This is a genomic window from Bradyrhizobium sp. Mp27, assembly GCF_029953005.1.
Lineage (GTDB): Bacteria > Pseudomonadota > Alphaproteobacteria > Rhizobiales > Xanthobacteraceae > Bradyrhizobium > Bradyrhizobium barranii.
On sequence record NZ_JASAUS010000097.1, the window covers coordinates 1 to 24,179 of the forward strand.

A 24,179-nucleotide genomic window follows, 5' to 3' on the forward strand; every position below is an offset into this window, starting at 1 on the left:
TGAAGCTCTTGCCCGGGAAACAAACTCAAACTAACAGTCCCTTGTCCTGCCTCGCGGGTGGAGGAATTTGACTGACCACACCCGGAGGAATTTGAAGTGACCCGCGGGGATTTGGCGCGCATCCGTGCCGCGCGGCCCGATGTCGTGCTGATCTCGCGATCGGCACCGACAGCGTCACCTTCAATCGTGCTTTCGGCGAATGCGGCCTCGGCGCCACGACGCTGCGGCTGGCGGGGGCCATGGACGAGACCGTGCTGCTCGGCATCGGCGCCGACAACAGCGAGAACATGTTCTGCGCATCCGGCTATTTCTCCGGTATCGGCTCGCGGGCCAATGACGACTTCCAGATCCGCTATCGTGCCATGTTCGGACCGAACGCCCCGCCGATCGGCTCGCTCGGCCAGTCCAGTTATGAAGGCCTGCGTTTCCTCGAAGCCGTGGCAAAAAAGGCAGGTTCGCTGTCGATGGCGCCCATGCTCGCGGCGGGCCGCAACATCGTTTACGGCGGCGCGCGCGGCCCGGTCGTCGTTCGCAACGGCCACGCCCGCATGCAGATGTATCTCGCCGAGGCCGACGGTCTCGACTTCAAGCTGATCAAGCCGGTCTGAGCCTGCTGCGGCAATCCGGACAGCCCCAGTTTAAAATAATACTTGAAAAGGAAAATATTTCCGCTTTGAATGTTTCAGCAGGGCCGCTGCGCGTGTCGCGCCAATCGCGGCCGCACGCAGGGACCGTACCAAGAAACTTCAGGAGAGCGCCGTGACAGTTGTCCTTCCCACGCCTGCCCAACTTCTCGACGTCGCCAAGCAGTGCGGCCTTTCGCTGACCGATGCCGATGTCGCCTCGTTCCGCGGCCTGATGCAGGGCTCGATCGAGGCCTACAATCTCGTCGGCGCGATGCCGGACGAAGTGCCGGAGGTCAAATATCCCCGCACGCCGGGCTACCGGCCCTCGCCCGAGGAGAACCCGCGCAACGCCTGGTACCGCAAGTCGACCGTAAAAGGCGCGGCGAGCGGCAAGCTCAAGGGCAAGACCGTCGCGCTGAAGGACAACATCATGCTGGCCGGCGTGCCCATGATGAACGGCTCAGCGACGCTCGAAGGCTATGTCCCCGATTTCGACGCCACCATCGTCACGCGCATGCTCGATGCCGGCGCCGAGATCGCCGGCAAGGTGCATTGCGAATCCTTCTGCATGTCCGGCGGCAGCCACACCGGCGCGGTCGGTGCCGTGCATAATCCGCACAAGATGGGCTATTCGGCCGGCGGCTCGTCCTCGGGCAGTGGCGTCGTGGTCGCGCTCGGCGAGGTCGACATGGCGATCGGCGGCGATCAGGGCGGCTCGATCCGCATGCCGTCTTCGTTCTGCGGCACCTACGGCATGAAGCCGACTTGGGGCCTCGTCCCCTACACGGGCATCATGCCGATCGAGATCTTCGTCGATCACACCGGTCCGATGACCGCGACCGTCGCCGACAATGCGCTGCTGCTCGAAGTGCTCGCCGGCGACGACGGCTACGATCCCCGCATCAAGGCGCCGAAGGTCGAGGAGTACACCAAGGCGCTCGGCCAGGGCGTCAAGGGCATGAAGATCGGCATCCTCAAGGAAGGTTTTGAGCAGCCGACCGCGGAAGCCGCCGTCAATGAAAGCGTCCGCGAGGCCGCAAAGCGATTCAAGGATCTGGGCGCGACGGTCGAGACTGTGTCGATCCCCATGCACATGGTCGGTCCGGCGATCTGGACGCCGATCGGCACCGAGGGCATGACCCAGACCATGATGTATGGCGATGGCTATGGTCTGAGCCGCTCCGATCTCTACTCGACCTCGCTGATGGACTTCCATCGTGGCTGGCGCCGGCAGGCGGATTCGCTGTCGGAGACGACAAAACTGTTCCTGATGCTCGGGACCTACATCAACAACAGCTTCGGTCCCCGCTATTACGGCAAGGCCCTCAACATCTCGCGTCGCCTGACCGCGGCCTATGACAAGGCGTTCGGCGAATACGACCTGCTGCTGCTGCCGACCACGCCAATGAAGGCGACGAAGCTGCCGGAGCCCACCGCCAGCCGCGAAGACTACGTCGCCCGCGCGCTCGAGATGATCTCCAACACCGCGCCGTTCGACATCACCCATCATCCCGCGATGTCGCTGCCCTGCGGGATGGTCGACGGCCTGCCCGTCGGCCTGATGCTGGTCGGCCGCATGTTCGAGGAATCCACCATCTACCGCGCCGCCCATGCCTTCGAGCAGATCGGCGACTGGAAGAAGATGTGAGCGAGGGATTGATGCAGACGGACGGAGCAGAGCGTTTTCGAGCGAAGTGGGTGCCGGTTCGCGTCAAGAAAACGCGTCAAAACAAGAATCCAGCGCATGGCTAACGCGTTCGTCGCGGCGTTCGAGATCCTGAGCTTCGGCGCGATCATCGTCCTGATCGTGCTGGGGCTCGGGATCATCGCCAGCATGATGGGCATCTTCAACTTCGCCCAAGGAGAGTTCGTCCTGCTCGGGGCCTACATCACCTATCTCGCCTACGCCAAGGGCCTGCCGATCTGGGCCGGCATGGTCGCGGCGCCCTTTGTGGTTGGTGCGCTCGGCTTCGTGCTGGAGGCGCTGATCATCCGCCGCTTCTACGCCGCGCCGATCGTGGCAATGCTCGGCACCTATGCGCTCGGCCTGATCATCCGCGAATCCGTGCGCGGCCTGATCGGTGGCTTCTATCTGACCGTGCCCGAGCCGATCGGCGGCTCGATCGATATCGGCGCCATGCATATCTCGGCCTGGCGCTTCACCATCATCATCATCACGCTTCTGGTGATGGCGGGCTGTTACCTCCTGCTGTCGCGCACGAGTTTTGGCCTGCGCATGCGCGCCACGCTGGAAAATCCCTCCCTGGCGCGGGCCTCAGGGATTTCCACGCCCCTGATGTACGGCGCGACGTTTGCGTTCGGCTCCGCGCTCGCCGGCCTTGCCGGTGCGCTGATCGTACCGGTGTTCAGCCTGTACGCCGATCTCGGCCTGCGCTTCTTGATCCAGGGTTTTGTCGCGGTGATGGTCGGCGGCGTCGGCTCCTTCATCGGACCGGTGGCGGGCGCCGGCGTCATCGGCACCCTCAGCGCCGCGCTGCCATGGGTGATGGCGCCCGTCGTCGCCGACGTCCTCGTCTTCGTGCTCGCCATTGTCTTCATCAAATTTCGGCCACAGGGCCTAATCGCTGGAAAAGGGGTTTAGTCATGTTCGATCGTACTCAGCTTTCGCGTCGCCGCTTCCTCTCCAATCTTGCCTTTACCACCGGCGCAGTTGCGACCGGCGTCGGAAGCTGGGTGATCCCGGCGCCGTGGGCGAACGCGGCGGAAGGCCCGATCAAGGTCGGCATCGCGACCGATCTCACCGGCCCGATCGCCTATGCCGGCAATGCCGACGCCAATGTCGCCAAGATGGTGATCAAGGAGATCAACACGGCCGGTGGTCTGCTCGGCCGTCCGCTAGAGCTGTATATCGAAGACACTGCCTCGAACGAATCCGTCGCCGTCGGCAACGTCCGAAAACTGATCCAGCGCGACAAGGTCGACATGGTGCTGGGTGGCATCACCTCGTCGATGCGCAACGCGATCAAGGACCCGATCGTGGCGCGCGGCAAGACGCTCTACATCTATCCGCAGCTCTACGAAGGCAAGGAGTGCACGCCCTACCTGTTCTGCACCGGGCCGACGCCGGCGCAGCAGTGTGACGAGTTCATCCCCTGGCTGATCAAGAACGGCGGCAAGAAGTTCGCGCTGCCAAGCGCCAACTATGTCTGGCCGCACACGCTCAACGTCTACGCCCGCAAGGTGATCGAGCAGAACGGCGGCGAGGTCGTGTTCGAGGAATATTACCCGCTCGACCAGGTCGATTTCTCCGCGACCGTCAACCGGATCGTCTCCAACAAGGTCGACGTGGTCTTCAACACCGTCATTCCGCCGGGCGTCGGCCCGTTCTTCAAGCAGCTCTATGAAGCGGGCTTCCTCAAGAACGGCGGGCGCCTGGCCTGCGTCTACTATGACGAGAACACGCTCAACATCAACCAGGCCGCCGAGATCGAGGGGCTCGCAAGCTGTCTCGACTATTTCAAGGTGCTGACCAAGGAGAACCCGTTCGACGCAAAAATCCAGGCGGCTTATGAGAAGGACTTTCCGGGCAACTTCCTGTTCGCGGCCGGCAGTGCCGCGACCGGCACCTATCGCGGCCTCAAGCTGTGGGAAGCCGCCGTGAAGGAGGCCGGCAAGGTCGATCGCGACTCGGTTGCCGCCGCGCTCGATCACGCCAAGATCGCCGAAGGCCCGGGCGGACCGGCCGAGATGGTGCCGGGCAAGCGGCACTGCAAGATGAAGATGTACACCGCGGTCGCCAAGGGTGGGAACTACGAGATCGTCGGACGCAGCGACGGGCTCGTCGATCCCAAGGAATGCTGAGGCGGAATGCCTAAGTCGATGAGTGTGGTAAGAGAAGCCATCGCCGGCGACGAAGCGGACGATGGGATGGCTGAACGCGTGGCAGCGGGACGGGCCAAGAAACAGGCCAAGGCAGGACGAAAGGTCCTGCCGATCGTGGAGGGCGTCGTGCTCGTCGCGGCGCTGCTCGCGCCGCTGGTGCTGCAGGACTACCTCACGGTGTTCGCGACCCGCGTCATCATCCTCGCGCTGTTCGCGCTGTCGTTCGATCTGGTCTGGGGCTATGCCGGCATCATGAGCTTCGGCCAGGCCCTGTTCTTCGGCTCGGCCGGCTATGGCGTCGCGCTGCTCGCGCGCGACCTCGACATCACCAACATCCTCCTCGTGCTGCCGGCGGGAACGCTGATCGGCCTCACCTTCGCGCTGCTGCTCGGCGGCTTCCTGCTGCTCGGACGGCATCCCTCCAGCGTCATCTTCGTGTCGCTGGGCACGCTGACCGGCTCCTACGCCGCCGATCGCCTCGCGCGCGGCTGGTACTATCTCGGCGGCCAGAACGGCATCCCCTCGATCGCGCCGATGTCGCTCGGCGGCTACGAGTTTACTGAAGGCCCGTCTTTCTACTATCTCGTGCTCGGCATCCTCGTCGTCGTCTATCTGCTCTGCCGCTTCCTGGTGCGCTCGCAATTCGGGCTGGCGCTCGCAGGCCTGCGCGAGAACGAGCAGCGCATCGCTTTCTTCGGTTACAAGGCGCAGCATCTCAAGGCGATCATCTTCGCGATCGGCGGCGCCATCGCAGGTCTTGCCGGCAGCCTTTATGCCTTCCACGAAGGTTTCGTCTGGCCCAACATGGTCGGCGTCGTGGTCTCGACGCAGGTGGTGCTCTATGTGCTGTTCGGCGGCTCCGGCACGTTGATCGGCGCCGTCATCGGCACCGTGATCGTCGAGGGCGTCAGCTTCTGGCTCTCCGACAATTATCGCGAAATCTGGCCGATCATCCTCGGTCTGCTGCTGCTGCTCGTGATCCTGTTCCGGCCGCTTGGCCTGATCAGTTTTGTGCTCGGCGAACGCGAACGGGTCGGCAGCTTTGGTGCCAAGCCCAAGGAGACTGAGAAGGAGACTGAGAAGCAGACTGAGAAGCAGACTGAGAAGGAGAAGCGCAATGCCGCTCCTTGAAGCTGCCGGCATCAAAAAGATTTTTGGCAAGCTCACTGCGCTCGACGGCGCCGCGCTCACCGTCGGCGAGAACGAGTTTCACGGCCTGATCGGACCGAACGGCTCCGGCAAGAGCACGCTGATGAAGTGCATTGCGGGGGCCGAAGTGCCGACGCAAGGCAAAGTAAGTTTCATCAACACCGACATCACCGCGTTCACGCCGACCGAACGGGCCCGGGCCGGCATGAGCCTGAAATTCCAGATCACCAGCGTGCTGCCGACGCTGACGCTCTACGACAACATCTTGCTCGCGCTGCAGGCGCAGTCTTCGCTGTTCGATCTCGTATTCTCGCGCACGCGGGGCGCGCTGCACGACCAGGTCATGACCATGCTGACGCAGTTCCGCCTCGCCGATCGTGCCTTCGACGCGGCGGCGGCGCTGTCGCACGGCCAGCAGCAATGGCTGGAGATCGCGATGGCGCTCGCGGGCAAGCCGAAGCTGCTGCTGCTGGACGAGCCGACCGGCGGCATGAGCCTGGAGGAGCGCCGCGTCACCGGTGAACTGCTTCAGCCGATCAAGAAACATTGCTCGCTCGTCATCGTCGAGCACGACCTCGATTTCATCCGCGACATCTGCGATCGATTGACCGTGCTCGACCAGGGCAAGGTGCTGGCATCAGGCACCGTGTCGGAGATCCAGGCCAATAAATCCGTTCAGGAGATCTATCTGCGCCGTGCCTGAATTTTTGGACATCAAGCATCTCGACGCGGGCTATGGCCGCAGCCAGGTCCTGTTCGACGTCACCCTCGGCATTCCCTGGCGCGGCGGCGTCGCCGTGCTCGGCCGTAACGGCGCCGGCAAGACCACGCTGATGAAGACCATCGTCGGCGAGCTACCGGCATGGAAGGGCGAGGTCGCGTTCGATGGACGCGACATCAGCCGCCGCGCGACCCAGGAGCGCGTGCGCGCCGGCATCGGCTACGTCCCGCAGGAGCATTCGGTGTTCGCGCGCTTGTCGGTGCGCGACAATCTCGCGGTCGGCTCGCTCGCCAGCAAGAAGGCCGACGCGGTCGACCATGTGCTGACCATCTTCCCGAAACTCGGCCAGCGCCTCGACCAGCCCGCCGGCACCCTCTCCGGCGGCGAGCGCAAGATGCTCGCCATCGGCCGCGCGATGCTGGGCGATCCGAAGCTGTTGTTGCTGGACGAGCCGACCGAAGGCGTCTGGATCGGCGTGATCGAGGAGATCACCGAGCGTCTGATCGAGCTCGCGAAGAGCATCGCCGTCATCATCGTCGAGCAGCACCTCGACCTCGCGCTGCGCGTCGCCGATTACGCCTATGTGCTGGACCGCGGCAGGGTCGCGCTGCAGGGGCAGGCGAATGATGTGCGCGGCAATCCGGAGCTGATGCGGTATTTGGCGCCGTAGGTCGCGCTGCCCGTCTTTGAGTGAGGCGCAGCGCTCTCACCGTACCTCATCGAGGGGAATGACGGCGTCAGGCTGAGGCGGATCGAAGAGATTAAGCGGAGCGCCGCCCCTTACTTCACCGCCCCGAAGCGGCTGTCGAACGAGTTCGACGACACCACCGGCGCGGCGCCCATGATCTGCGTCGCTTCACTCGCGCCATCCGACACCGACGGCTTCAGCGCCGGACGCGTTGCGGCGAGGCGCGTGTCCGGCTTCACCGGTTCGGCGGGCTTGGCGGCGGCGACGGCTGGCTTCGGTGCGTCCTTGGACGTGTCGCGGCTGGGCACGAACCTCGTCACCGCGGCCTTCAGCCTCGACGTCGCGGTGGGCGGCGTTGCTGGAGCAGCGGTCGGGGCCACGGACGCGGTCGCTTGCGGCGGCGGCGTGGTCGCCGTCGTGTCGGCGGTGCCGAGGCCCATCTTGCGGCCGAGGTTGGAGAAGAAGCCGCCTGACGATTTCTCTTGGGATTTCTCGCTGGCCGGCGCGGCTGCGGCGACGCGGGTGGTGGCGGCGGGCGCGCTGACGGCGACGACCGGCTCCTGGTTCGCGGGAGCGGCGGCGACCGCATCGAGATTGGGCCTAGGCGGATTGACGTGTCCGGGGATCGTGCCCGGCGCCTTCGCCATCGCCAGCATCTCCAGGGTCGAGCCTTCGGCATTCTCCGACAGTCCGGTCGATCCCTCCGGAATCTTCGAGGCAAAAATCTTGTTCATGCCGCCGTCGATGCCGGTGTTCATGCGCGCCATCGGCGTGCCCTTGGCGACGAGCTTGTTGTACTCGGCCTGGTCGCGCGCATCCTTATCGCGCACGGCGCTGGCGATGTCCTCGGGGATCACGTAGGCCGGGCACTTCGCGGAGGCGTCGAACACCGGATCGCGCTTGGCGTCGGGCGCTTTCGTCGCGTCGAAGACGTACTTCTTCTCGCAGAAATCGACCTTCGGCTCCTGCCGCGTCACCTCGAAATGATCATAGCCTTCCTTGATCATTTTCCAGAACGGCATGTTCGGGTTGTTCCGGTGCTTGGCCATGTTCACCGGCGTCATCTTGAACGGATAGGCCTGCAGCTGGAACGCCTTCTGGCCGCCGAAGAACGACTCCCGGCCAAGCGAATAGATCTCCGCGATCTGCTCGTCCGTCATCGCGTAGCAGCCGCGCGACGAACAATCGCCGTGGACCATCAGCTGCGAGCCGCTGCGGCCGAGCGCCTTGTCGAAGGCGTTCGGATAACCCGTGTTGAACGACAGGTAATAGGCCGACTGCGGATTCATCTGGCCCGGATTGATCGAGTAGAATCCTTCCGGCGCCTGGCGGTCGCCTTCGCGCACCTTCGGGCCGAGGTCGCCCGACCAGCGGCAGATCGGATAGGTCTTGAGCAGCGCGAACTGGCCGTTGCGGGCCTGCTTCCAGACCTCGAGCTCGGCCTCCTGCTTGAACAGGCGGACCAGGATCGGCGATTGCAGGTCCATGTTCTTCTCGACCATCGCGGCGAGAAGCTTCGGCGGCACCGGCTGGTTGGCTTTGGCGTTGGTCGCGAGCGAGACCTGGTCGGTGTCGCAGCCGGCCAGCAGAACACTGGCCGTCAGCAGCGCAACCGAAGCCAAAAGCGCGCGAGCAAGCGAACGAGAAATCAAGATGGACCCCACACCGTGCCGGGCAGAGAGCGCGAACCCCAATCTCGAAGCATGATCCGACCGGAGATCCGGACCCGTCGTGACGGGCTTTTTCGAACCATGCTCCAGCGCTTGTGCCCTGAAGCCATTGATTAAAATTCTAACCTCTGGGTCATGTGGTCGCAACCCGAGCGGGGATCACGAGCCCGTTGGCCCAGTGGCATGGTCAACGAAGACTAAATGGACGCGACTTTGGGCCGTACTTGGGCTTACCGGCCCAATCCGCACAGAGATCGCCGATTTGGGCAAAAAAAGGGTTAACGGGGAGTTACCGGGGCGGTCGCGGCCGTCGGAAAGGTCTCGTAGGGTGGGCAAAGGCGCAAAGTGCCGTGCCCACCATCTCGCTCTCCGTACTGTGTGGAATGGTGGGCATGCTTCCGCCTTCGCTCTTCGAGCTACGGCGGACAAGTCGCTTCGCCCACGCTACGGCACCCAAAACGGCCGAATCAGCCCAGTTTCCGGCCGATATCGAGGAATTTCTGCCGCCGCTGCTTGCGGATGGCGTCGCCGTCCAGGCCGCGGAGCTCGTCAAAGGCCTTGGCAATGGCATCGCCCGTGGTGGCGATCATGGCGGCGGGGTCGCGGTGGGCGCCGCCGACCGGCTCCTTCAGGATGCTGTCGATCACCCCGAAGCGCAGCATGTCCTGCGCAGTGATCTTCATGTTGTTGGCGGCTTCCTGCGCTTTGGAGCCGTCGCGCCACAGGATCGAGGAGGCGGCCTCGGGCGAGATCACGCTGTAGATCGCGTGCTCGAGCATCAAGACTTTGTTGGCGGTGGTGATGGCGATGGCGCCGCCCGACATGCCCTCGCCGGTGATGATGGCGACGTTGGGCACGGTCAGCGCCATGCAGGCATCGGTCGAGCGCGCGATCGCCTCGGCCTGGCCGCGTTCCTCGGCGCCGATGCCGGGATAGGCGCCGGCGGAATCGGCGAGCGACAGCACGGGCAGGCCGAACCGCTCGGCCATCTCCATCAGCCGCACGCATTTGCGATAGCCCTCGGGCCGCGCCATGCCGAAATTGTGCCGGATGCGGCTCTCGGTGGAATCGCCTTTTTCCTGACCCATCACGCAGATGGCCTCACCGCGGAAGCGGCCGAAGCCGGCAACCAGCGCCTCGTCCTCGCCGAACTTGCGATCGCCCGCGAGCGGCGTGAATTCGGTGATCAGGCCCTTGATGAAATCGTTGAAATGCGGCCGCTGCGGATGCCGCGCGACCAGCGTCTTCTGCCACGGCGTCAGGTTCAGATAGAGATCGGCCAGCGCCTGCGCCGCCTTGTCCTCGATCTTCCCGATCTCCTCGGAGATATCGGTGCCCGAGGCCGCAAGCGTCCGCAGCTCGTCGACCTTGGAGTCGAGCTCGGCGACCGGCTTTTCGAAGTCGAGATAGCTGCGCATGTGATCTGGCATCAACTCAATATAGCGAGGACGGGGCGGGGCGTCGAAGCGGCTTTGGGTCGGCGGAAAGAAATGTAGCTTCTTCAATGAGTTGGCTTGTATGCTTGGAAGCAGCCCGCCAAATCATGCGTGAGGCCACGGCTCTTTCTGCGGAGATGTGGCCGAAGTCAAGGCGGTTTCATGGATTGCCTGTAGCCCGGATGGAGCGAAGCGCAATCCGGGAAGGTCTTTCCGCGATGCGGGCGGCCCCGGATTTCGCTGCGCTCCATCCGGGCTACAAGAGAACTATTTCTCCGCCAGCGGGTGCAGGTCGCGCACCAGGCTCTTCAGGCGCTCCTCGACCACATGGGTATAGATCTGGGTCGTGGAGATGTCGGTGTGGCCGAGCAGGGTCTGTACGATGCGCAGATCCGCGCCGTTGTGCAGGAGGTGGCTGGCAAAGGCGTGGCGCAGCACGTGCGGGGAGACCAGCCGGGCCTGCAGCCCCGAGGCGACCGCAAGCTCTTTCAGGTCGCGGGCAAAATGCTGCCGCGTCAGATGCCCGCTCTCGCCGAACGATGGGAATAGCCATTTCGAGGCGGCCACGCTGTTCTTCTTGTCGGCTTTTGCCGCTTCCGTCGCCGCGAGATAATCGGCCATCGCCTGCCGTGAGGCCTCGTTGAGCGGCACCAGGCGTTCCTTGTTGCCCTTGCCGCGCACCACGATCATGCGGGCGTCGCGTTTGGCCGCGGAGCGCGGCAGCGCCACCAGCTCGGAGACGCGCAGGCCCGTGGCGTAGAGCACTTCGAGCAGGCAATAGAGCCGCAACGCGCGCAGCCGTTTCGAGGGCGAGGCATCCTCGGCCTCGCTCAATTCCTTGGCGCGGCTGAGCATGCGGTCGACATCCGCGATCGACAGCACCTTCGGCAGGCCGCGGCCGCGCTTGGGGCCGGACAGGATCGCCGCGGGATCCTCGGTGCGGATGCGCTCGTTCAGGAGAAAGCGGTAGAGATGCCGCATCGCCGACAGCCGCCGCGCGACGCTGGTGGACTTGAAGCCGCGGCTGTCGAGATCGGCGAGATAATCGCGCAGGATCTGCGTCTCGGCGTCGGCAAAGCTGTGCCCGACGCGGCCCAGAAATTCCGAGAAATCGGTGAGGTCACGGCGGTAGGCGTCGAGCGTATTGGGGCCGGCGCCCTGTTCCGCCGCGAGCATGTCGAGGAACAGGCCGGTGAGCTTGCTGTCTGAGGGCTGTACACGCATGCCCTGGAAGCTAGCTCCTATTTCTTGAGAAATTTATCCGGTGGGATCGTCACCGTCATTTCCCGCGACTTCGGGCTCACGAAGTTCGCCAGCGCGAAGACCACGCCATAGACGATGCCGGCGATCACGGCGACGACCGTCAGGAAGCGGAACAGGCTGGGCATCGGGCAAGGTCTCGGGAAGGTCTCAGGTGTCCAAATTAACCAATGAAATCATCCAACATGTTCGCCGTTTCGTGGCAAGAGTCCTCTGGCGAGGGCCCCGAGGGGGTCGTATAGGTGGCCAAAGCATGCCGCCTCCGGCGGCAGATCGAGCGAGACCCAGAGCGAGATTTATGCCCGACGCCGCGTTGCCGATACAAGCTGCCCCGGAGGCCGACATCCTGTCGGCGCTCGGGACGCGCTCGATCGTGCTCGTCGGCATGATGGGGGTGGGCAAATCCACCATCGGCCGCCGCATGGCGGCCCGGCTCAAGCTGCCCTTCGTTGACGCCGACACCGAGATCGAGGTCGCTCATGCCGGCATGACCATACCGGAGATTTTCGAGCGCCATGGCGAGCCGTATTTCCGGGATGGCGAGGCGCGGGTGATCGCACGCCTGCTCGACGGCGAACCGATCGTGCTGGCGACCGGCGGCGGTGCCTTCATGCGCGAGGAGACGCGCAACCGCATCGCGGCCAAGGCGGTCTCGATCTGGCTCAAGGCCGACCCTGACGTCATCATGCGCCGGGTGCGCCGCCGCGCCGACCGCCCGCTGCTCCAGACCGCCGACCCCGAAGGAACCGTGACGCGGCTGCTCACCGAGCGGGAGCCGATCTATGGCCATGCCGACCTCACCATCGCCTCGCGCGACGTGCCGCACGACAAGATCGTCGAGGAATGCATCGAGACGCTGCGCGCTCATCTCCGCGGCGAACAAGCCGCCCAATCACCTGCCGACGTTGCGAGTGCCGTACGATGACTGCGCCGTTGAAACATTCCGATCCTGTCAACGTCGATGTCGCACTCGGCGATCGCGCCTATGACATCGTCATCGGCCGCGGCGTGCTGGCCTCGCTCGGCGAGCGCGTCGCCGCCTTGCGCCCCGGCGTCCGCACGGCGATCGTCACGGACCGTACCGTCGCAAAACACTGGCTCGAGCCGGCCGAAGCGTCGCTCGCTTCTGCCGGCATTCCGACCTCGCGCATCGTGGTCGAGGAAGGCGAGATCTCCAAAACCTATGCCGGCCTCGAAAAGGTCAGCGAGGCCCTGATCGCCGCGAAGATCGAGCGCAACGATCTCGTCATCGCGCTCGGCGGCGGCGTGGTCGGCGATCTCGCCGGCTTTGCGGCCGCGATTCTGCGCCGCGGCGTCGATTTCGTGCAGGTGCCGACCTCGCTGCTGGCGCAGGTCGATTCCTCCGTCGGCGGCAAGACCGGCATCAATTCGCCGCAGGGCAAGAATCTGCTCGGCGCCTTCCACCAGCCGGTGCTCGTCATTGCCGACACCGCCGTGCTCGACACGCTGTCGCCGCGGCAGTTCCGCGCCGGCTATGCCGAGGTCGCCAAATATGGCGTGCTCGGCGACGAAGCCTTCTTCACCTGGCTGGAGAAGAACCATTCCGATATCTTCAAGGGCGGTTCGGCCCGCGAGCACGCGATCGCGACCTCGTGCCGGGCCAAGGCCGGCGTCGTCTCGCGCGATGAGCGCGAGACCGGCGAGCGCGCGCTGCTCAATTTCGGCCATACCTTTGGTCACGCGCTGGAAGCCGCGACCGGCTTCTCCGATCGCCTCTTCCATGGCGAGGGCGTTTCGATCGGCATGACGCTGGCGGCGCAGTTCTCGGCGAAGCTTGGCATGATCGGCGAGGCCGATGCCGCGCGCGTCGAGCGTCACCTCATCGAGGCCGGCCTGCCGACGCGCCTGCAGGACATCGCCGGTTTCACGCAGGAAGGACTCGCCGACGCTGACGCCCTGATGGCGCTGATGGCGCAGGACAAGAAGGTCAAGCGTGGCAAGCTCACCTTCATCCTGCTGGAGGCGGTCGGGCGTGCCGTGATCGCGAAGGACGTCGAGCCGGCGCCGGTGCGCGATTTCCTCAAAGAGAAGCTCGCGCAGAAGGCTTGATGCGCGGCTAACCGGTTTTTGAGTGGTGCATGGACTGGCTCGGATTCACCATCGTCATTCTCTGCCTGCTCGTCTCGGGCTTCTTCGCCGCGAGCGAGACCGCGCTGACCGGCGCCTCGCGCGCCAGCATGCTGCGGCTCTCCAAGCAGGGTAACCACGACGCCGATGTCGTCTCGCAGCTGCTCGACATGCGCGAGCGCCTGATCGGCGCGCTGCTGCTCGGCAACAACATCGCCAATATCAGCGCGTCCGCGCTCGCCACCAGCATCTTCACGGCCTGGTTCGGCGATGTCGGCGTGCTCTATGCCACCGGCGTGATGACGGCGCTGGTCGTGATCTTCGCGGAGGTGCTGCCGAAGACCATCGCGATCAACGCGCCCGACCGCATGGCGCTTGCGGTCGCCCGCCCGATGCGGCTGACGATGTATGTGCTGGGACCGCTGCTGCGGATCGTCGAGGTCATCGTCCGCGTATTGATGCGCCTGTTTGGCCTTGCCGGCGAGCACCAGGCGATCCTGTCGCCGACCGAGCGCCTGCGCGGCGCGGTCGACCTGTTGCACCATGAGGGCAAGGTCGAGAAGCAGGACCGCGACATGCTCGGCGGCCTGCTCGACCTGCGTGAGCTCCAGGTCTCCGACGTCATGATCCATCGCACCGAGATGATGATGATCAATGCCGACCTGCCGCCGGAGGAACTGGTGCGCGAGGTGCTGGCGACCGAGTACACCCGCATTCCGCTGTGGCGCGAGAAGCCGGAAAACATCATCGGCGTGCTTCACGCCAAGGATTTATTGCGCGCAATCCGCGCATCCGACGGCGATACCTCGCGCATCGACGTCTCCACCATCGCGCTGCCGCCCTGGTTCGTGCCGGAGATGCGCCCGGTCTCCGAGCAGCTCAAGGCGTTCCGGCGGCGAAAAACCCATTTCGCCCTCGTCGTCGACGAGTACGGCGAGGTTGAAGGTCTCGTGACGCTGGAAGACATTTTGGAAGAGATCGTCGGCGACATCTCCGACGAGCACGACGTCGTGGTCGCCGGCGTGCGTGCCCAGCCGGACGGATCGGTCGTGGTCGACGGCTCGGTGCCGATCCGCGATCTCAACCGCGCCATGGACTGGCACCTGCCCGACGAAGAGGCAACGACGGTCGCCGGCCTCGTCATTCACGAGGCGCGCTCGATCCCCGACCGCGGCCAGAGTTTCACGTTCCACGGTTTCCGTTTCCGCGTCCTCCGCCGCGAACGCAACCGCATCACCGCGCTCCGTATTTCACCGGTGCCGCGTGACGCGGAGATGGAGGAAGCCAAACCCAGGCGGGCCGGGACGTCGTTTTGACGCACGGTCGGTGTCATCGCCCGCACCGGGGCGGGCGATCCAGTACTCCGCGTCGGCAATTGTGTGAACGAACTTCCGCCGCGGAGTACTGGATGCCCCGCCTTCGCGGGGCATGACAGCGGAGTCTTACGTTCCGCCTTCCCCCGGCGCCTGCGCGTGGATCGCGAGCGCGTGCACGCTGCCGGCAAGTTCCGCGGCCAGCGCCGAATTTATCATGCGGTGGCGATCGACCCGGCTCTTCCCTTTGAAGGCCTGAGACACAATATAAACGCGAAAGTGTGTTTCGCCGCTCGGTCGATGGCCGGCGTGGCCCTCATGCAAATGTGACTCGTCGACGACCTGCAGGCTTTCCGGCGTGAAAGCTTCCCGCAACTTGTTGCTGATAGTGTCTTTCATAACCATGAGTGCCATTAAAGCGCGCAGCCGCACTCCGTCAATTGCATAGGCCGCCTGCGGCGGCCGTACCTCGAAGACGCCGGAGTGAAACTTCGGCTGCGGGTTCCCAGCTAATTGCAATGTCAAGACTTGAAGGTTTTTGCATTGCGTAGTCAAAGTCAGTCATGCCGATCGATTCATCAAAGTTCTTCGACTCCATCCGGGTCAAGCCGAAAGGCAAGCAGCCGGAAGTGAAGCCGCGCGACGCCGTGGTCAACTGCGAATGGGCCGGGTGTCAGAACAAGGGTGCGCACCGTGCGCCGAAGGGCCGCGAGAACCAGCGCGAGTACTGGCACTTCTGTTTGAACCACGTGCGCGAGTACAACCAGAACTACAATTTCTTCTCCGGCATGAATGCCGATGCCGTCGCGCGCTACCAGAAGGATGCGCTGACCGGCCACCGTCCGACCTGGAAGATGGGCGCCAATGGCGGCAAGAAGGGTGCGGAAGCCGAGATCGACATGGCGTCCGATCCGTTCAGCATGTTCAGTGAGATCAACGGCCGCGCGGGCTGGCGGAAGGGTCCGCAGGCCGAGCCCAAGGCCGAGACGCGCAAGGTGATGAACGCCGAGCGCAAGGCGCTCCAGGTCATGGGCCTCGGCCCCGATTCCACGCTCGCCGACGTCAAGAGCAAGTACAAGGCGCTGGTCAAGCAGCACCACCCCGACGCCAACGGCGGCGACCGGTCGACCGAAGACCGCCTGATCGAGATCATCAAGGCGTATAATTATCTGAAGACCGTGGTGCGCGAGGCGTAAGGGCCACGCTCGCGAGTTGCGTGGGCGCTTGGCGCCACACCCTCGGTGTCGTCCCGGACAAGCGAAGCGCAGATCCGGGACCCATAACCACAGGGAGAAGTTTGGCGAAGATTAGTTGCTACTGGTCCTCGTACTCCCACCTCCCGCTATCGATAGATCACGCGGTATGGGTCCCTGCGTTCGCAGGGACGACGGCGGGGTGATTGGCTCCGCCGCCGCTCCATCCGGGCTACGCATTCCCTACGCCTTCGGCATTTCCCCGACATATGACGAGCTCGGTCGGATCAACCGCCCCGTCCGCTGTTGCTCGCGCGCATGGGCGGTCCATCCCGCTGCACGCGCCACGGCGAAGATCGGCGTGAAGGCCTGGCGTGGAATGGCGAGAGCATCGAGCAGAATCGCCATGAAGAACTCCACGTTCGTCTCCAGCGGCCGGTCCGGATTCTTCTTGCGCAGCGCGCTGCGGATATAGGCCTCGACCCGGCAAAGGGCAGGTCGGCGCCATCAGCCGAAAGCCGCTCGATCGCGGCCTTGAGCACGTCGGCGCGCGGATCGCGCACGCGATAGACGCGATGGCCAAAGCCCATCAGCCGCTCGCCCCGTGCGAGTGCCGCATCGACCCATGGCTTGATGCGTTCGCTGGAGCCGATCGCATCGAGCATTTCCAGCACCGGCTCCGGCGCGCCGCCGTGCAGGGGGCCGGTCAGCGCGCAATATCCGGCGGTGACGGCGGCAAATAGGTCGGCCTGCGTCGAGGCCACCACGCGCGTCGTGAAGGTCGAAGCGTTCATGCCGTGATCGCAGACCGTGACGAGATAGGCGTCCAGCGCCGCGACCTCACGCGGCTCCGGTGAGGCGCCGCGCAGCATCCGCAGCGTATCGGCGGCGTGGCTCGCATGCGGATCGGGCGCGACCGGCTCCAATCCCTTGGTACGACGGACCAGCGCGCCTGCGATCACCGGGAACGCGCCGACGATCGTCGCCTCATGTTCCAGCCCGTTCTCCGCGCGCAGGCCCGCGACCGCCGCGCGGAACCAGTCGACGATGCCCATGCCGCGTGTCGCCGGCAACAGCTCCGGCAAACGCGCGAACGCACGCTCGCGCGCCGCGCCCAGGCTCGCCCGCACATTGGCTTCGCTCAGCGTGGTCTTGCTCGCGCCATTCCAGAGCCGGGCGGTGACGCCCTCGAAGCTCGACTGGCTTGCGAGGGTGCCGACATGCTCGCCGGCGATGATCAGCTCGCCGCGCTCGCCATCGACATGGCTCAGCACGGTCTCGGCCGCGGGAACGCCGTCCAGCCCGATCTGGCTTTTGGTGAGGTGGATGTTCATGACCCAATCTCCTTTGCACTGCACCAGGAGAAAATCGGGCCTCTCGACAGATTGATCAATCTTGATTACATAAATCAATATGAATAATTCCGAGGAACTCTATCTGTCGGCCCGGGAGGCTGCCGCCGAGCTCGCGATCTCGCCGGCCACACTCTACGCCTATGTCAGCCGCGGCCTGATCCGCTCCGAGCCGACGCCGGATTCGCGCAAGAATCGCTATCGGGCCGAGGACGTCCGCGCTCTCAAGGAGCGCCGGGTGCCGTCGCCGGAGCCGCGCGGCTTGCGCAGCTTCGATGCCGACCTGCCTGTCATGGACACGGAGATCTCGACCATCACCGAGGAGGGCGCGATCTACCGCGGCGTCAATTGCGTCGATCTCGCCGAGAACGACACGCTGGAGCACACGGCGACGCTGCTGTGGGACGTCTCCGAGGTCGATCCCTTCACGCCGGACAATCAGCCCCAGATCTCCGACGAGATGCGCGCGATCGCAGAGGCCGCGCGCCGCGCCGCGCCGATCGACCGTGCCATCGCAGTGCTGGCACTCGCGACCAGCGCGGACGCCCGTGCCTTCACCCGCGCGCCCGACGGCCGCGCGATGGTCGGCGGGCGCATTGTCCGGCTCCTGGTTGCGACCATGCTCAACGCCGAGCCGTCATCCGAGCCGCTGCACCAGCAGATCGCGAAGGCCTGGGCGCCCGACAACAAGCACGCGCCCGACCTCATCCGCCGCGCTCTGGTGCTGCTCGCCGATCACGAATTGAACGCCTCGACCTTCACTGCGCGCTGCGCGGCATCGACCGGCCTCAACCTCTATGACTCCGTCATCGCCGCCCTCGCCGCGTTGAAAGGGCCGAAGCATGGCGGCGCCGGCGTGCTGGCCTCGCAGCTCGTCAAGGCGCTGGTCGATCGCGATGTCGCCCCGATGGTTCGCGAGCGCGTCGCCCTGGGTGAGCGCTTTGCCGGCTTCGGCCACGGCGTCTACAAGCGCGGCGATCCCCGCGCGCAGTCGCTGCTGAACACGCTGGCGCGTGCCGGCGCGCCGCGCAAATTCACGCGCGAAGTGCCGGAGCGGATCGTCGAGGCGACCGGCGAGCTCGTCAACATCGACTATGCGCTCGCCGTCCTCGTGCACGCGCTGCGCCTGCCCTTAGGCAGCGAGCTCGCGCTGTTCGCGATGGCCCGCAGCGTCGGCTGGATCGCGCACGCCAGCGAGCAATTGCAGTTCGGCAAGCTGATCCGCCCGCGGGCAAGGTATGTGGGGCCGGCGCCGGGACGGAGAGCAGCCAGTTAGAATCTCAGCGAGCGCGCAGTTCTCCGCTGTCGTCCCTGCCTAGTGCGCAATTGCGCACGGGGCGCAGGGACCCATACCGCGTGACCTATCGGTTGTGGTCGGCAGGCGTACCGAACGACCAGTCTTCGCCAAACCGCTCCCTGGGGTTATGGGTCCCTGCGTTCGCAGGGACGACATCTGTGGTGTGGCGGCTTCCTACGCCCGCGGCTTCGCTTCCGCGACACCATTGCCATTCCGCCGGCGGTAGATCCAAGCCGCTACGCCCACCACGATCGCCACGGCCACCACCATCAAGATCCAGATGTGCTTGAACGGATGCCCATGGTGCGGCACGCCGAAATATTGGTGGAAGGCCGATACCGCCAGCACGCCCGGCAGCACATGCGCGGGAGCCCAGACCAGGATCGCCGGGATATTCACGGCATAAAACTTCGCAGGGGTCATCCCCAGCGCGCCGGCGGTGACGGGCACGAAGGCGCGGATCGGCGGCACGAAACGGGCGAAGAACACGGCCCAGGTGCCGAAGCGGTGGAAGAAGCTTTCGCTCTCGGCAACCACGCGCGGATAGTTGGTCAGCGGCCAGGTGTTGAGGATCTCGCGCTGCCGCCGGTGCCCGATCCAGTAGGCCGAGCCGTCGCCCAGCACGGCGCCGATTGCCGCCGCCAGCAGCACCCATTGCAGCTTCAATTCCCCGCCTGGAACCAGCGCGCTCAGCGCCAGAATGATGGTCGAGCCGGGGATCACCGATCCCACCACCGGAACGGCTTCGAGCAGCGCCGCCAGGAACAGGGGCAGATAGGCCAGCCACACGTGGGCCGAAACGAAGGAGATGAGGGGATCAAGAAAGGACGTCACGTCGTCTTTCGCGGGGGGCTGGAGCACCGGGGTTCGGACCCTACATAAGTAGGTGCACGCGGTAAAAGTGCCATTCGCATGGGCAGGCCACGCCTCCCGCCCGAATTTCGAGCGTGATTCGCAAGGCAGCCCTCCAAAAATCGCGTTCCTTGCCTATCTAAATGAAAAGACAATGGAACTTTGATTGGGGCGCGGGCTTCTGCCGGCACGTTGTCTCTGATAAGTTCGCAACCGCACCCAGCCGCAGCCGACGTGCAAATAACTGGTCTCGGGATCGCCCGGGGCCTCGGAGGATTGATGACGACCGCCGCTCTGTCCAAAGTTGAGGAAATTTCCGGTCTGCCCGACATGAAGGTGTCGGTGCGCCAGGTGTTCGGGATCGACAGCGATCTCGAAGTCCCGGCCTATTCCGAAGTCGATCCTCATGTGCCCGAAGTCGATTCCGACTACCGCTTCGATCGCGCCACCACGCTCGCCATTCTCGCCGGCTTTGCCCGCAATCGCCGCGTGATGGTGACCGGCTATCACGGCACCGGTAAATCCACCCATATCGAGCAGGTCGCCGCCCGCCTGAACTGGCCCTGCGTGCGCGTCAACCTCGACAGCCACATCAGCCGTATCGACCTCGTCGGCAAGGACTCGATCGTGGTCCGCGACGGCAAGCAGGTCACCGAATTCCGCGACGGCATCCTGCCCTGGGCGCTCCAGAACAACGTCGCGCTGGTGTTCGACGAATACGACGCCGGCCGGCCCGACGTGATGTTCGTGATCCAGCGCGTGCTGGAGGTCTCCGGCCGCCTGACGCTGCTCGACCAGAACAAGGTGATCAAGCCGCACCCGGCGTTCCGACTGTTCTCGACCGCCAACACGGTCGGCCTCGGCGACACCTCGGGCCTCTATCACGGCACCCAGCAGATCAACCAGGGCCAGATGGACCGCTGGTCGATCGTCACCACGCTGAACTATCTCAGCCATGACGAGGAAGTGGAGATCGTGCTGGCCAAGGCCAAGCACTATCGCACCCAGGAGGGCCGCGACATCGTCAACAAGATGGTTCGCCTCGCCGATCTCACCCGCAACGCCTTCGCCAATGGCGATCTGTCGACGGTGATGAGCCCGCGCACGGTGATCACCTGGGCCGAGAACGCCGATATCTTCGGCGATATCGGCTTCGCGTTCCGCGTCACCTTCCTCAACAAGTGCGACGAGCTCGAGCGTCCCCTGGTCGCCGAGTTCTATCAGCGCAGCTTCAACGCGGAGCTGCCGGAATCGGCGGTCAACGTGGCGCTCAGCTAGACCATGCCAAACATCACCGTCGAGCGCACCATTGGGACCACCAAGAAGGCTGTGCTCGCCGGGCTCGGCGCCTATAACGACGAGCAGTTCGGGAAGCAGAAGGTCAGGAGCATCGCGGTCTCGCTGAAAGACCGCGGCAAGATCGTCGGCGGCATCGTCGGACACCTCTGGGCCACGGTTCTGTTCATCCAGTACTTCTGGATCGACCAGAAGCAGCGCGGCAAGGGTCTTGGCACGAAGCTGATCGCGGCGATCGAGGACGAGGCAAGACGGCAGGGCGCGATCCAGGCCCATGTCGACACGATGAGTTTCCAGGCGCCGGGCTTCTATCGTTCCTGCGGGTACGAGGAGTTCGGCACCCTCAAGGGCTATCCCGGCGGCGTGACGCGCCACTCGTTTACGAAGTCGCTATGAGCACATCATCATCCAACTCCAAATTCCGTAACACCAAGGAAGCCCCGACCGAGCCGTTCAAGCGCTCGGTGGCCTCCTGCCTGAAGGCGATCGCGAAGTCGCCCGAGCTCGAGGTCAGCTTCGCCGCCGAGCGCCCCGGGCTCGCGCCGGGCAAGGCCCGCTTGCCCGAACCTGCGCGAAAGATGACCAAGCGTGACGCTGCGATCGTGCGCGGCCACGCCGACTCCATCGCGCTCAAGATCGCCTGTCACGATGCAAAGCTGCATCGCAAGCTGATGCCCGGCAATCCGCAGGCGCGCGGCGTGTTCGAGGCGGTCGAGCAGGCCCGCGTCGAGGCGATCGGCGCGCGCCGCATGGCGGGCGTTGCGAAAAACCTCAGCGCGATGCTCGACGACCATTTCCATCGCGGCAAGTTCGACGAAATCACCGACCGTGCCGATGCGCCGCTGGCGGATGCGCTGGCGATGCTGGTGCGCGAGCGCCTGACCGGCATGGCGCCGCCCACGGCGGCGAAGAAGATGGTCGATCTCTGGCGGCCCATTCTCGAGGACAAGATCGGCAAGCGGCTCGACCGGCTCGATGGCCTGGTCGAGGACCAGACCAGGTTCGGCGACGCCGTGCATGACCTGTTGACCGCGCTCGAGCTCGGCGACGAGCGCAGCGCCGACAGCGAAGACAACGACGACGACGAGGAAAACCGCGACGGCGACAACGACCAGTCCGGCGCCGAAGGCTCGCCCGATTCCGATGCCGCGCAGGAGATGAGCGCCGACCAGGCGCAGGCCTCCAGCGAGGAGATGAGCGAGAGCGCGATGGAAAGTGCGCAGGCCTCGACCTCCGACACGTTCGACGACGGCGAGCTCGGCGACGACGAGACGCCGGGCGAGGCGACGCGTCCGAACGCGCACGGCAAGAACGAGCCGCGCGGGCCGGAATATCATGCCTTCGCGCCGAAATTCGACGAGGTCATCGCCGCCGAAGACCTCTGCGACCATGACGAGCTGGAGCGCCTGCGCGCCTATCTCGACAAGCAGCTCGCGCATCTGCAGGGCATCGTCGCCCGCCTCGCCAACCGCCTGCAGAGGCGCTTGATGGCGCAGCAGAACCGCGCCTGGGACTTCGACCTCGAAGAGGGCATTCTGGATCCGGCGCGGCTGTCGCGCGTGGTGACCGACCCCTATCACCCGCTGTCCTTCATGCACGAGAAGGAGGCGACGTTCCGCGACACCGTGGTGACGCTGCTGCTCGACAATTCCGGCTCGATGCGCGGCCGCCCGATCACGGTCGCCGCGACCTGCGCCGACATCCTGGCGCGCACGCTGGAGCGTTGCGGCGTCAAGGTCGAGATCCTCGGCTTCACCACGCGCGCCTGGAAGGGCGGGCAATCGCGCGAGGCGTGGCTTGCCGCCGGCAAGCCGGCAAATCCCGGCCGCCTCAACGATCTCCGCCACATCATCTACAAGTCCGCCGATGCCCCCTGGCGCCGCGCGCGGAAGAATCTCGGCCTGATGATGCGTGAGGGTCTGCTGAAGGAGAACATCGACGGCGAGGCGCTGGACTGGGCGCACAAGCGCCTGCTCGGCCGGCCGGAGCAGCGCAAGATCCTGATGATGATCTCCGACGGTGCGCCGGTCGACGATTCCACGCTGTCGGTCAATCCCGGCAACTATCTCGAGCGGCACCTGCGCCACATCATCGAGGAGATCGAGACCCGCTCGCCGGTCGAGCTGATCGCGATCGGCATCGGCCATGACGTGACGCGCTACTATCGCCGCGCGGTGACGATCGTGGATGCCGAAGAGCTCGGCGGTGCCATCACCGAGAAGCTCGCCGAGCTGTTCAGCGAGACCAACACCGCGCCCACGCATCAGGCCGGTCGCCCGCGGCGCAAATTGCATTCGTGAGCACGCAATCGTCCCGCCGCAGCTTTCTTGGCCACGCGGCGGCGGGATTTTCCACTCTCGCACTCTCCCGACTGGCGCAGGCGCAGCCCACGACCGAGGCGCCGCCGCGCGCCGCGCAGATCGAGCACGCCGTTACCGAGGCTGTCAGCGTCGAGGTGAACGCGCGGCCGATTCCCAATTTCGAGCCGCGCGACCGCTCGCGCGTGCGCTTCGGTCAGCTGCAATATCGCAGCGGCCTGGTGCTGACTTCACCCTATCGCGGCTTCGGCGGCCTGTCCGGCATCCGGCTCGATCCAAAGGGCGAGCGCTTCCTTGCGATCTCCGACCAGGGCGGCTGGTTCACCGGCAGCATCCGCTATTCCGGCGGCAAGATGATCGGGCTCGACGATGTCGAGGCGTCCCCGATGCTCAATTCCGAGGGCCGGCCGATCACGGAGAAGCGGTTCTGGTACGACACCGAGTCGCTCGCGCGCGACGGCAATGTCGTTTATGTCGGGCTCGAACGCGTCAACCAGGTCCTGCGCTTCGATTTCGCGAAAGGCGGCACGCGCGCCCGCGGCGAGGTGTTGCCGACGCCGCCCGCCGTGCGGAAGCTGCCCTCCAACAAGGGGCTCGAAGCGATGGTCGTCGTGCCGAAAGGCCAGCCGGTGGCAGGCGCCCTGATCGCCTTCTCCGAGCGCGGGCTCGATGCCGACGGCAACCTGGTCGCGTTCCTGATCGGCGGTCCGTCGCCCGGCCAGTTCAGCGTCCGCCGCACCGAAAAATTCGACATCAGCGATGCCGTGCTGCTGCCGTCCGGCGAGCTTCTCATCCTCGAACGCAAATTCTCCTGGTTCACTGGCATCAATATCCGCATCCGGTCGATCCCCCTGAAATCCATCGCGCCCAACGCGCTGGTCGACGGGCCTGCGCTGTTCGCCGCCGATCTCGGCCACGAGGTCGACAACATGGAAGGCATCGACGCCCACGTCACGCCCGAGGGCGAGACCGTGCTGACGCTGGTGTCGGACGACAATTTCTCAATGCTCCAGCGCACGCTGCTGCTGCAATTCACGCTGGTGGAGTGAACGTCCGCCCGCCCTTCTCCGACAAACC

21 protein-coding genes and 2 pseudogenes are annotated in these 24,179 nt (G+C 65.1%); 16 read left to right on the top strand and 7 right to left on the bottom strand.

Annotation, left to right across the window (positions count from 1 at the left end; genetic code table 11):
* Nucleotides 1–111: 111 nt before the first annotated feature.
* The 7 genes and pseudogenes from QJT78_RS34280 to QJT78_RS34310 all read left to right on the top strand — a co-directional run.
* Nucleotides 112–608 (top strand): annotated as a pseudogene (locus QJT78_RS34280) (ABC transporter substrate-binding protein); the annotation flags it as partial.
* A gap of 151 nt (nucleotides 609–759) precedes the next feature.
* Nucleotides 760–2,274: an amidase gene (locus tag QJT78_RS34285; RefSeq protein ID WP_038945085.1), complete on the top strand. Its 1,515-nt coding sequence runs from the start codon at nucleotides 760–762 to the stop codon at nucleotides 2,272–2,274.
* 96 nt (nucleotides 2,275–2,370) lie between these two features.
* On the top strand, nucleotides 2,371–3,228 hold the full coding sequence (locus QJT78_RS34290) for a branched-chain amino acid ABC transporter permease (RefSeq protein ID WP_028149476.1): 858 nt from the start codon (nucleotides 2,371–2,373) through the stop codon (nucleotides 3,226–3,228).
* A 2-nt stretch (nucleotides 3,229–3,230) separates the two neighbouring features.
* Nucleotides 3,231–4,448, top strand: a complete 1,218-nt coding sequence (locus tag QJT78_RS34295) for a substrate-binding protein (RefSeq protein WP_028149475.1) — start codon at nucleotides 3,231–3,233, stop codon at nucleotides 4,446–4,448.
* A gap of 6 nt (nucleotides 4,449–4,454) precedes the next feature.
* Nucleotides 4,455–5,600, top strand: coding sequence for a branched-chain amino acid ABC transporter permease (locus QJT78_RS34300; RefSeq protein ID WP_028149474.1), 1,146 nt, complete (start codon nucleotides 4,455–4,457; stop codon nucleotides 5,598–5,600).
* A complete protein-coding gene (locus tag QJT78_RS34305) occupies nucleotides 5,587–6,321 on the top strand; it encodes an ABC transporter ATP-binding protein (protein WP_028149473.1) in 735 nt (244 codons plus the stop codon). Before QJT78_RS34300 ends, QJT78_RS34305 begins: the two co-directional genes overlap by 14 nt.
* Nucleotides 6,314–7,009: an ABC transporter ATP-binding protein gene (locus tag QJT78_RS34310; RefSeq protein WP_014490408.1), complete on the top strand. Its 696-nt coding sequence runs from the start codon at nucleotides 6,314–6,316 to the stop codon at nucleotides 7,007–7,009. The genes QJT78_RS34305 and QJT78_RS34310 overlap by 8 nt, the downstream gene beginning before the upstream one ends.
* Nucleotides 7,010–7,119: 110 nt before the next feature.
* Here the strand turns inward: QJT78_RS34310 and QJT78_RS34315 are convergent, their stop codons facing one another.
* From QJT78_RS34315 to QJT78_RS34330, 4 genes are all read right to left on the bottom strand, one after another.
* A complete protein-coding gene (locus tag QJT78_RS34315; RefSeq protein WP_162137025.1) occupies nucleotides 7,120–8,679 on the bottom strand; it encodes a murein L,D-transpeptidase family protein in 1,560 nt (519 codons plus the stop codon).
* A 485-nt stretch (nucleotides 8,680–9,164) separates the two neighbouring features.
* Nucleotides 9,165–10,127 carry an acetyl-CoA carboxylase carboxyltransferase subunit alpha gene (locus QJT78_RS34320; RefSeq protein WP_028149471.1) on the bottom strand — a complete coding sequence of 321 codons (963 nt, stop codon included), beginning with the start codon at nucleotides 10,125–10,127 and terminating at the stop codon, nucleotides 9,165–9,167.
* 273 nt (nucleotides 10,128–10,400) lie between these two features.
* Entirely contained in the window at nucleotides 10,401–11,357 is a 957-nt protein-coding gene (xerD, locus tag QJT78_RS34325) for a site-specific tyrosine recombinase XerD (protein ID WP_028149470.1), read from the bottom strand.
* A gap of 17 nt (nucleotides 11,358–11,374) precedes the next feature.
* The gene (locus QJT78_RS34330; RefSeq protein ID WP_014439243.1) at nucleotides 11,375–11,521 is read right to left on the bottom strand and encodes a hypothetical protein; all 147 of its coding nucleotides are present in this window, start codon (nucleotides 11,519–11,521) and stop codon (nucleotides 11,375–11,377) included.
* A gap of 170 nt (nucleotides 11,522–11,691) precedes the next feature.
* On the opposite strand from QJT78_RS34330, the gene QJT78_RS34335 reads away from it, so the two are divergent.
* The 3 genes from QJT78_RS34335 to QJT78_RS34345 are packed head-to-tail and all read left to right on the top strand — an operon-like array spanning nucleotide 11,692 to nucleotide 14,797.
* Nucleotides 11,692–12,318, top strand: a complete 627-nt coding sequence (locus tag QJT78_RS34335; RefSeq protein ID WP_028149469.1) for a shikimate kinase — start codon at nucleotides 11,692–11,694, stop codon at nucleotides 12,316–12,318.
* Complete coding sequence (gene aroB, locus QJT78_RS34340) at nucleotides 12,315–13,463, top strand: 3-dehydroquinate synthase (RefSeq protein WP_028149468.1); 1,149 nt, start codon at nucleotides 12,315–12,317, stop codon at nucleotides 13,461–13,463. Before QJT78_RS34335 ends, aroB begins: the two co-directional genes overlap by 4 nt.
* 29 nt (nucleotides 13,464–13,492) lie before the next feature.
* Nucleotides 13,493–14,797 (top strand): HlyC/CorC family transporter, encoded by a 1,305-nt coding sequence (locus tag QJT78_RS34345; protein WP_028149467.1) that lies wholly within the window; start codon nucleotides 13,493–13,495, stop codon nucleotides 14,795–14,797.
* Nucleotides 14,798–14,923: 126 nt separating this feature from the next.
* On the opposite strand, the gene QJT78_RS34350 is transcribed toward QJT78_RS34345, so the two are convergent.
* Entirely contained in the window at nucleotides 14,924–15,208 is a 285-nt protein-coding gene (locus tag QJT78_RS34350) for a BolA family protein (RefSeq protein WP_080586758.1), read from the bottom strand.
* A 149-nt stretch (nucleotides 15,209–15,357) separates the two neighbouring features.
* On the opposite strand from QJT78_RS34350, the gene QJT78_RS34355 reads away from it, so the two are divergent.
* Complete coding sequence (locus tag QJT78_RS34355; RefSeq protein WP_014490400.1) at nucleotides 15,358–15,990, top strand: DnaJ domain-containing protein; 633 nt, start codon at nucleotides 15,358–15,360, stop codon at nucleotides 15,988–15,990.
* Between the two features lie 240 nt (nucleotides 15,991–16,230).
* Here QJT78_RS34355 and QJT78_RS34360 read toward each other — a convergent pair.
* Nucleotides 16,231–17,321, bottom strand: a pseudogene (locus QJT78_RS34360) (citrate synthase/methylcitrate synthase).
* Nucleotides 17,322–17,400: 79 nt separating this feature from the next.
* Here QJT78_RS34360 and QJT78_RS34365 point away from each other — a divergent pair.
* Complete coding sequence (locus tag QJT78_RS34365) at nucleotides 17,401–18,615, top strand: citrate synthase family protein (RefSeq protein ID WP_038944810.1); 1,215 nt, start codon at nucleotides 17,401–17,403, stop codon at nucleotides 18,613–18,615.
* Between the two features lie 195 nt (nucleotides 18,616–18,810).
* Here QJT78_RS34365 and QJT78_RS34370 read toward each other — a convergent pair whose 3' ends face one another.
* Entirely contained in the window at nucleotides 18,811–19,470 is a 660-nt protein-coding gene (locus QJT78_RS34370; protein WP_038944811.1) for a DedA family protein, read from the bottom strand.
* 297 nt (nucleotides 19,471–19,767) lie between these two features.
* Between QJT78_RS34370 and cobS the strand changes: the two genes are divergently transcribed.
* From cobS to QJT78_RS34390, 4 genes are read left to right on the top strand one after another with little or no spacing between them, the layout of a single operon-like run.
* Nucleotides 19,768–20,766 (top strand): cobaltochelatase subunit CobS, encoded by a 999-nt coding sequence (gene cobS, locus QJT78_RS34375; protein ID WP_038944812.1) that lies wholly within the window; start codon nucleotides 19,768–19,770, stop codon nucleotides 20,764–20,766.
* Between the two features lie 3 nt (nucleotides 20,767–20,769).
* Nucleotides 20,770–21,180 carry a GNAT family N-acetyltransferase gene (locus tag QJT78_RS34380; protein WP_028149462.1) on the top strand — a complete coding sequence of 137 codons (411 nt, stop codon included), beginning with the start codon at nucleotides 20,770–20,772 and terminating at the stop codon, nucleotides 21,178–21,180.
* Nucleotides 21,177–23,084, top strand: a complete 1,908-nt coding sequence (cobT, locus tag QJT78_RS34385; RefSeq protein WP_014490393.1) for a cobaltochelatase subunit CobT — start codon at nucleotides 21,177–21,179, stop codon at nucleotides 23,082–23,084. The genes QJT78_RS34380 and cobT overlap by 4 nt, the downstream gene beginning before the upstream one ends.
* Entirely contained in the window at nucleotides 23,081–24,151 is a 1,071-nt protein-coding gene (locus tag QJT78_RS34390; protein ID WP_028149461.1) for an esterase-like activity of phytase family protein, read from the top strand. The genes cobT and QJT78_RS34390 overlap by 4 nt, the downstream gene beginning before the upstream one ends.
* Nucleotides 24,152–24,179 lie beyond the last annotated feature (28 nt).